Source organism: Acinetobacter sp. UBA5934 (genome assembly GCF_002430855.1).
In the GTDB taxonomy this organism is placed as follows: domain Bacteria; phylum Pseudomonadota; class Gammaproteobacteria; order Pseudomonadales; family Moraxellaceae; genus Acinetobacter.
The window spans coordinates 1-7,741 of record NZ_DJDC01000008.1; the positions used below are offsets into that span (position 1 = coordinate 1).

Consider the following 7,741-nt stretch of genomic DNA (forward strand, 5'->3'; position numbering starts at 1 on the left):
CAACGGTTTGCAGATATTAAAAGATACACGTTATGCAGTTTGAGGCTGAAAAAATCGTTTTTTGTACAAATATTTATACAAGGTTACTTTTTTGATTAAAAAAGATACGATTTTTTTAAAATTGACTCTATGCGAAACGTGCAGAGATTGTTAAATTTCTTCCTAGTTCGCAATCGAATTTAAATTGGATTGATATAAGTCATTTTTGGGGAGAAATAAAGATGACAGATATGAATGACTACGATGATGTAGAAGAAACCGCAGTCGATGAAGATGAAGCAAAAGCCGCTGAAAAAGGCGCGTCTGACAGTGATACAGTTGCAACTGATGGTGATGTTGCAGAAGCTGAAACGCTGACAGTGACTGCCAAACTGAAACAGCGTCAAGCTCTGGAAGATGAAGTGGCTGCTTTCCTTGCTCGTGGTGGTCGCATCACTGAAGTGCCTGCAGACGAGTCAGTAAAAGATTAATTCAATCTTGTACCGGTTTTAACTGTGGTATAAAAAAGCATCACTTTGTGATGCTTTTTTGCTTTTGAACCCAAAGTCCCTCAGATTTTATTGCTGAGTTCCAAAGCGCGTTGATACGCCACTTTCTTTTTTATTCCAGTTAAATCTGCCGCCAGTTGCGAAGCGGCCTTAACAGATAAGTCCTGTAGTAAACGGGTCAATAACTTGTCCAGTTTTTCTTGGTCCAGATCCTTTTCTGCAGTTGCACCGCCAATCACTAGTACAATTTCACCTTTTTGCTGGTTATGGTCAGCTTCAATAAACTGAACCAATTCTGCCAAAGTCATTTTTTTAATGGTTTCAAAGGTCTTGGTAATTTCACGGGCAAAACCCACAGCTCGGTCTGCACCAAACACCTGTGCCATATCTTTAACCGACTCTAAAATACGATGCGGCGCTTCGTAAAAAATCAGGGTCTGGGTTTCATCTTTCAGCTTTTCTAACTGAATCAGGCGTTGTGACTGGCGAGAAGGCAAAAAGCCTTCGAAACTAAAACGGTCACTGGGCAAGCCGACAGAACTGAGTGCCGCAATCGCTGCACAGGCACCAGGCACTGGTACAACACGAATATTGTTTTCTTGGGCTGCACGAACCAGTTTAAAACCCGGATCGCTAATCAGCGGCGTACCTGCATCACTGATCAGTGCCATATTTTCGCCCTTCAGCAATCGCTGGATCAATATGTCAATTTTATTGCTTTCATTATGTTCGTGACAGGCAGTAAGCGGAGTTGTAATATTAAAGTGCTTTAATAATTGAGCAGAAGTACGTGTATCTTCTGCCGCGATGACGCTTACAGACTTTAGAATATCAATAGCACGATAAGTAATGTCATCTAAGTGCCCAATTGGGGTCGCTACAACAAATAACTGAGCACTCATAAGGTTTCTCCAATGTTGAATAATAAAAAAATATTGATGAGCTTCATCCTGTATTGCATTTTTAACCACGCCCAAGCTGAAGTGCTGGTCATTTTACCCGAATCGGGACCTTTGGCGCGAGCCGGATTAAGTATCAAACAGGGTTTTATGGGTGCTTATCAGGCATCAGAGCTGAAAACCGCAATTAAATTTGTAAACTCGGACAAAAAACAAATTGCGCAGTTGCTTAAACAAAATGTCAATAAAAAAACTCAAATGGTGGTTGGACCTTTGGCACGTCAAGATGTAGAAGCAGTAATTAAGGCGCAGCCAAAGGTTCGGGTTTTGGCCTTGAATGAAGTGTCATCACAACTTGCCAATGTGGGACAATTTAGTTTGTCCAAGCAGGATGATGCAGTGGCGCTGAATCAGGTATTACAAAATGATCAGATCAAGGAACTGTATGTGTTGCAGCAAAAGGATGCCGAAATTGATAATGAACTGTTTCTGATTTCCTTACTGACCCAGACCGATTATCCGCTGAATATCATCGAGGAAGCACCCAAAAAGTTAAATAAGCACACCGGTTTATTGTTGCTAGGCAATAATGCCTGGCTGAATAACCAGACCAAGTTGCCGCATAAAAATATCTATATTTTACCCAATTCTATTGAACAAGGTCAGATATTGCCGGTAGGTGTGAAATTTTGTGATGCTCCGGCCTTATATGGCTCAGAATGGCCGGATGTGATACCAGCCAATCAGCCAAACGCGGTTTCTATGGCTTATCAGCGTCTGATCGCTTTTGGCGGAGATGCCTGGCATATTGCAAGCCAATATCTGGCAGAGCCCGACTTAAAAAGTATGCAGTTTCAGGGGCGCACCGGATTAATTCAAATTAATAATAATCAAATCCAGCGCATTCCACATTGTTATGAAAATACTAAAAAGGGAATTCGGGCATTGTAATGTCAAATCTTCCGACACCTTTAAAGTTAGGCCAATGGGCGGAACAGCAGGCTTTGAACGTATTACAGGCTCAAGGCTTTCAGCTGGTTGCAGCAAATTATCATTGTCGTTACGGTGAAATTGACCTGATTGTACAGCATGCTCAGGAACTGGTTTTTGTTGAAGTCAAAGCACGTTCAGTGACTCAATATGCTCATTCCTTTGAAAGTATTTCTTTATCCAAACAGCGCAAAATTATGAAGTCGGCACTGTGCTTTTTAGATGCCCATCAGGAGTTTCAAAACTTTTATAGCCGTTTTGATGTGATTTGTTTTGATTTTCTTCAACAATTTGCAAAAACCATACAGCAAGATTTTTCTAAATTCACTTATGATCAACAATGGATTGAAAATGCTTTTACTTTTGATCAAGAGTTTATTAATCTTTGAACAAAATCATAGCGTAAATGCTGACATAAAATAGAACTGAATAATGAGGAGTCTTGCTGAGTGTTTAACCGTATTGCAATGACGTTACTGTGTGTAGCAAGTTTATCTGGTTGTGCAAGTTTTATCTCGAGTGGCACAGGATCCGCCCCGGTAGGTACAGAAAGTGGAGCGCGTTCTCTTGGACAGGTGTTTATCGATTCCTCTATAGAGCGTACCGCCAAAATCAATTTATATAAATTAGACAGTCGCTTTAAACAATCTCGCATCAATATTGAAAGTTTTCATGGCAATGTATTATTAACAGGTCAAGTGCCTGATGCCCACTTAAAACAGTTGGCTGAAGATAATGTCCGTGCCATGAGCGATGTGAAAACCGTACATAATTATATTGCTGTCGGTAACCAGATTGGTTATAGCACGATTATGCAAGATACCACGGTCACTGCGAATACGCGTGGCCTGATTATGAAAGCGGTAGTTGTTTCTGACAGTAAAGTGCGTATTCACACCGAAAATGGTGTTTTATATGTCATGGGACGTTTAAATACGGCAGAAATTAATGATTTAAATCAGGTGCTGCAACAAGTAGGCAATGTCAGCAAAATTATTACGCTGATTGATAATGTAGAACAGTCCGGTGCAGTGACTTCAAGTTTTAGCAGTCCTGTAGTGAATGCTCAGCCGGTTGAACAGACACCGGTAGCGATTGATCCGGATCAGGCTGAGCCAACCTATGCTCAATAAGGTTGTACAAGCGGTCAGAAAGGAAATCCAGCAAAAAGTCGAAAAAGTGAAAATACAGTACAAGAATTTTCGCCTTTACGATTTTGGTAGTTATGCATTGAATCGTTTAACCCCGCGAAAGGGTTATACGCTACATGAAAATATTGCTTACGGCTTAAAAGCACGGCAACGCCTCGATATTTTCTCTGCTGCATCACCTCTCGAGCAGCGGCCTTTAATCGTGTTTGTTCATGGCGGCGCATGGCTGCATGGTGATAAAAAAGATTATCACTTTGTCGGTGAGGCCTTTGCCAAAGAGGGCTATGATGTTGCAGTGATCAACTATCATCTTGCGCCGCAGCATGTGTTTCCCAGTTATATTGATGATCTGAGTCTGGCGCTGAATTATTTGACTCAGCATCAGTCCAAATTAAATATCCAGACTGAAAAAATAGTGCTGATGGGGCATTCTGCCGGTGCATTTAATATCATGTCAGCCCTTTATCATCCGACGCCTTACAGTTTGCAATGCCGCAGTCAAATTCGTGCCATTATTGGATTGTCTGGACCTTATCATTTTGATTATAAAGGTGATCCGATTTGTGCGGATGCCTTCGATCAGACTGTGCCATATCAGCAGGTAATGCCTTATTATTTTGTAGAAACCAATACGGTGCGACATTACCTGTTCTTAGCTGCAAATGATCAGGTGGTGGGTCATAGTAATTCAGAAGATTTACATCGTATTTTGCAGGAAAAGGGCAATCACAGCCAGATGATTACCATTCCCGGTACCGGTCATGTGTCGATTATGGGATCAGTTTCCAGTTTGTTTAGTCGCTATTTCCAGACCAAAAAACAGATTTTAACGGTGCTGGAAGAGGCGCTAAAACCCTAACTTAGAGCCATTCTCGGGTGTCATCTGCAACCGGATGACCTTCGGTAATGTGTTTAATCATGGCGTAGGCAATACTGCCTTTAAATGGAATTTCAGGCAGTTGATCCATTTTAAAGAATTGCGCATCGCTAATTTCTTCCTCTTGTAGCTGAATATCGCCAGATGCATATTCAGCACGGAAGGCGAGCATCAAGTTACTTGGAAAAGGCCAAGGCTGACTGGCAAGATACTGAATATTTTTTAATTTTAAACCCACTTCCTCAAAAGTTTCACGGCGTACCGCTTCTTCCAGGGTTTCTCCTACTTCAACAAAACCAGCAATCAGACCATACATATTGCTTTTGTTGTTCGCATTTTTTGCCAGCAGAATTTCATCGTCGCCCCGTGTAATGACCGTGATGACACAAGGTTGTACCCGCGGATACTGATGATAACGACAGGCAGGGCAAATCATGGCATATTCAGTCGGATGGGCTTCGGTTTTATGCCCACAATGGCTACAGAACTGATGATTTCTACGCCATTCTAAGAGCTGGATGGCACGGCTGGCCGTTTCAAACTGTTTGCTATCCCAGAGTGTTAATAATTGGCGGATAGGAACCAGTTGCAAGCCTGCGGGAAGCGGCTCATTTTCGAGAAGATCACGGGCAATCACCTGATCACCCGTGTTGACCTGAAGGTCACTTGCCAAACGTTCTACCCGGGGGAGTTGAAAGTTTTCATCGACTAAAAGTTGATGTTGATGAAATATATAAGCAAGTGACAATTCAGACATTAGGCTACAGTTTTCAGTTTTTCACTACTTTCCAATGCTACATCAAACATCGACTGTAATACAGGCTGTTTCGATTTTAAATTGTCAATCAGCATATCGGCACTGGCCAAGGTATCAAGCGTGTGATTGATTTGTTCAGTACTGATAGTCGCAGAATTTTCAATTTGCTGTTGAACAAACGCTGCGGCAGTATTTAATGACTTCTGACCAGATTCAGCATTTAAGAACAGCAGGGCGCCACCAATTTCACGTAATTGGGTTGGAATGTTTTCCAGAGCTGCCAGGTTCTGATCTTGCAAATATTGCATTAAAGATTCACTAGTCTGGCCAACCGCTGCTTTAGTTTCATTGAGTAAAGCATCATGCGCTTCATCTAAGCGGTCTAAAGAGATGTTCATGTTGTGGACGCGAAGCTGTAAACGGCTTGAAGTGTGGTGACGTTCCAGAACGCCAATGGAATTCATGGCCGATAAAATACAATTCATCAATTGTTGAGCAAAACTTTCATCTTTCAGCACTTCGGTCTTGTCCAGCAAGCTGGCTTGACGAGATAAATCATTGAAGGCTTCATTCAGATTGAGCACTTTGAAAATGTTGGCAAGACTGATTAATTTGTCTTGGAGTTCCCGCGTTTTCTCGGCGGTCATGTTTTGATAATTGAATTCGATATCATTACGAATTTGTGCCATTTCCGTGGTCACAAGTTCACTAATGGTATGCATGGTATCAAAGTCAGGTCCATAAAGATGGCGGCTAAATACCTGCAATTGCGTATCGGTCAGATGATCTTCACCAACGTTTAACTGGCTACGAATATGCTGAGCCGTGTCATCTTCCTGACTAATACACAAACTCAAGATGTTAGATAAATCCGGCAGCGTTGGCTTGAAGCGATCTGAAGCACTGAAATATTGCGCCATATTTCGTTCAATACTGATCAAGGTGCGTAAACGTGGATCGTTTAACAGCAAATGATCCATTTGACTAAATGCCACATGTACCAGATTCCAGTATTGCTTGCTTGGCGTGTTTTCTGCCAGACCTGCCAAATATGCACCGACCAATTTGATCGCTTGCAAATCAAATTCAGTTTCTTCCTGCTTAATCAGCTTGTTTAAAGACAATTTATACAGGCGGTGTACATATTGTGATTTTTCCAGACTTGGCGCTTGAGGCAGCTGAAAATCAGGCGTGATACAGTCCAGTAATGACTCGATATGCTGACCTTCATGGGTAAGAGGTTTACCCAGTACAATTTCCAGGCGATTCAGTGTGTCGAGCAGGAATTGCGGAATTTTAACTTCACGCAAGCAAATAAATTCGATATAGCGTTTCAGCATGGTGGTGCCTTCACTTAAGGCAATCACTTCCTGAGTATTAATTTGCGCAGGATTCCCCATAATCTTGCGCATTAACTCTGCTGAATACTGGGCAATTTTAGCCAGGCTTTGCATATCAATCAGGGCAAGAACCTGGGCACATTGCTCAAACTGATTCAGTGCATCATCAATACCAAAAGGTAAAGTCTGGTCTTCTGCCAAGGAACTAACCGCTGATTCAACTAATTTAATTGAATTATCAACCTCATTTTTTATTATCAGTAAAGCTGTTGGATCAAAATGTATAGAGGTTTGGTAAGACATGGATCTGCACCTTTCCTTGAGTATTATCTATATATGAGCCCCGCTTTATCGGACGGGGCCTCTTTGGAATTACTATAACTGAAGAACTGTATTTTAAAAGCGAAATTACTGCTTGAAATTTAGATTTTATTTGGCAAAAAGGCAAGGCGTTCCATGCTTTTCTTCAAATTGTTTGACCCATTTCTCATGTTCGGTAAGTTCTTCATCTGATGGAAGAATTACAGGCAATTCAATTTCGATTTTTACAGTGCCTGAACTGCCGCCTTGTTCTTCGGTATGTGACAGGGCATCCATATCAAAAGAGACCTGTCCACCGGTCATGGCCAGATAAACATCGGACAGAATTTCCGCATCGAGCAAGGCACCGTGGAAGGTACGGTCACGCTGTGGAATTTCATAACGACGCACGAGGGCATCCAGGGAGTTTTTCTGTCCCGGATGCTTGGACTTAGCCATTGCCAGGGTATCGGTCACTTCACAAACTTCAGAAAGCGCGACAAAGCCTGCACGCTTGAACTCCATATCCAGGAAGTTCATATCGAAGGTCGCGTTATGCGCAATAATTTCGGCATCTTGCAGATAGTCAAACAGTACCTGTGAGATTTCTTCAAACAGCGGCTTGTCTTGCAGGAACTCGTCGGTAATACCGTGGACATTCACCGAATCACCAACCGGTTTTTTCGGATTGATATAAATATGGATTGAGCTGCCGGTAAGTTTCCGGTTAATCATTTCGATCGCGCCCACCTCAATGATCCGGTCACCATCCTGATAATAGAAACCGGTAGTTTCCGTATCCAGAATCAATTGACGGGGGCCATGCAGCTCTAAGGTCGGCGGTGTAATCACAATTTGCGGATGTAGTTCGGTGGAATCTGAAGTGACTGAAGCAGACTCATCGGTATTTTCAATTGTTTCTAAATTTTCAGGCTGTTC

General features: G+C 42.2%; 9 protein-coding genes. 5 read left to right on the forward strand and 4 right to left on the reverse strand.

The window, feature by feature from the left end:
- The first annotated feature begins 221 nt into the window (after positions 1 to 221).
- On the forward strand, positions 222 to 470 hold the full coding sequence (locus tag B2Y23_RS00305) for a hypothetical protein (protein WP_291356160.1): 249 nt from the start codon (positions 222 to 224) through the stop codon (positions 468 to 470).
- Between the two features lie 80 nt (positions 471 to 550).
- Here the strand turns inward: B2Y23_RS00305 and rsmI are convergent, their stop codons facing one another.
- Entirely contained in the window at positions 551 to 1,390 is an 840-nt protein-coding gene (gene rsmI / locus B2Y23_RS00310; protein WP_291356158.1) for a 16S rRNA (cytidine(1402)-2'-O)-methyltransferase, read from the reverse strand.
- A 12-nt stretch (positions 1,391 to 1,402) separates the two neighbouring features.
- On the opposite strand from rsmI, the gene B2Y23_RS00315 reads away from it, so the two are divergent.
- The 4 genes from B2Y23_RS00315 to B2Y23_RS00330 are packed head-to-tail and all read left to right on the forward strand — an operon-like array spanning position 1,403 to position 4,387.
- On the forward strand, positions 1,403 to 2,338 hold the full coding sequence (locus B2Y23_RS00315) for a penicillin-binding protein activator (protein ID WP_291356156.1): 936 nt from the start codon (positions 1,403 to 1,405) through the stop codon (positions 2,336 to 2,338).
- The gene (locus B2Y23_RS00320) at positions 2,338 to 2,766 is read left to right on the forward strand and encodes a YraN family protein (protein WP_291368344.1); all 429 of its coding nucleotides are present in this window, start codon (positions 2,338 to 2,340) and stop codon (positions 2,764 to 2,766) included. The genes B2Y23_RS00315 and B2Y23_RS00320 overlap by 1 nt, the downstream gene beginning before the upstream one ends.
- Positions 2,767 to 2,826: 60 nt before the next feature.
- The gene (locus B2Y23_RS00325; RefSeq protein ID WP_291356152.1) at positions 2,827 to 3,510 is read left to right on the forward strand and encodes a BON domain-containing protein; all 684 of its coding nucleotides are present in this window, start codon (positions 2,827 to 2,829) and stop codon (positions 3,508 to 3,510) included.
- A complete protein-coding gene (locus tag B2Y23_RS00330) occupies positions 3,500 to 4,387 on the forward strand; it encodes an alpha/beta hydrolase (RefSeq protein WP_291356150.1) in 888 nt (295 codons plus the stop codon). The genes B2Y23_RS00325 and B2Y23_RS00330 overlap by 11 nt, the downstream gene beginning before the upstream one ends.
- Before the next feature lies 1 nt (position 4,388).
- Here B2Y23_RS00330 and nudC read toward each other — a convergent pair whose 3' ends face one another.
- The 3 genes from nudC to dnaQ form a co-directional block, all read right to left on the reverse strand.
- The gene (gene nudC / locus B2Y23_RS00335; protein WP_291356148.1) at positions 4,389 to 5,162 is read right to left on the reverse strand and encodes an NAD(+) diphosphatase; all 774 of its coding nucleotides are present in this window, start codon (positions 5,160 to 5,162) and stop codon (positions 4,389 to 4,391) included.
- Entirely contained in the window at positions 5,162 to 6,805 is a 1,644-nt protein-coding gene (locus B2Y23_RS00340) for a chemotaxis protein (protein ID WP_291368346.1), read from the reverse strand. Before B2Y23_RS00340 ends, nudC begins: the two co-directional genes overlap by 1 nt.
- A 126-nt stretch (positions 6,806 to 6,931) precedes the next feature.
- Positions 6,932 to 7,741 (reverse strand): DNA polymerase III subunit epsilon (gene dnaQ / locus B2Y23_RS00345; RefSeq protein ID WP_291368348.1); only part of this gene is annotated, 810 nt, incomplete at its 5' end.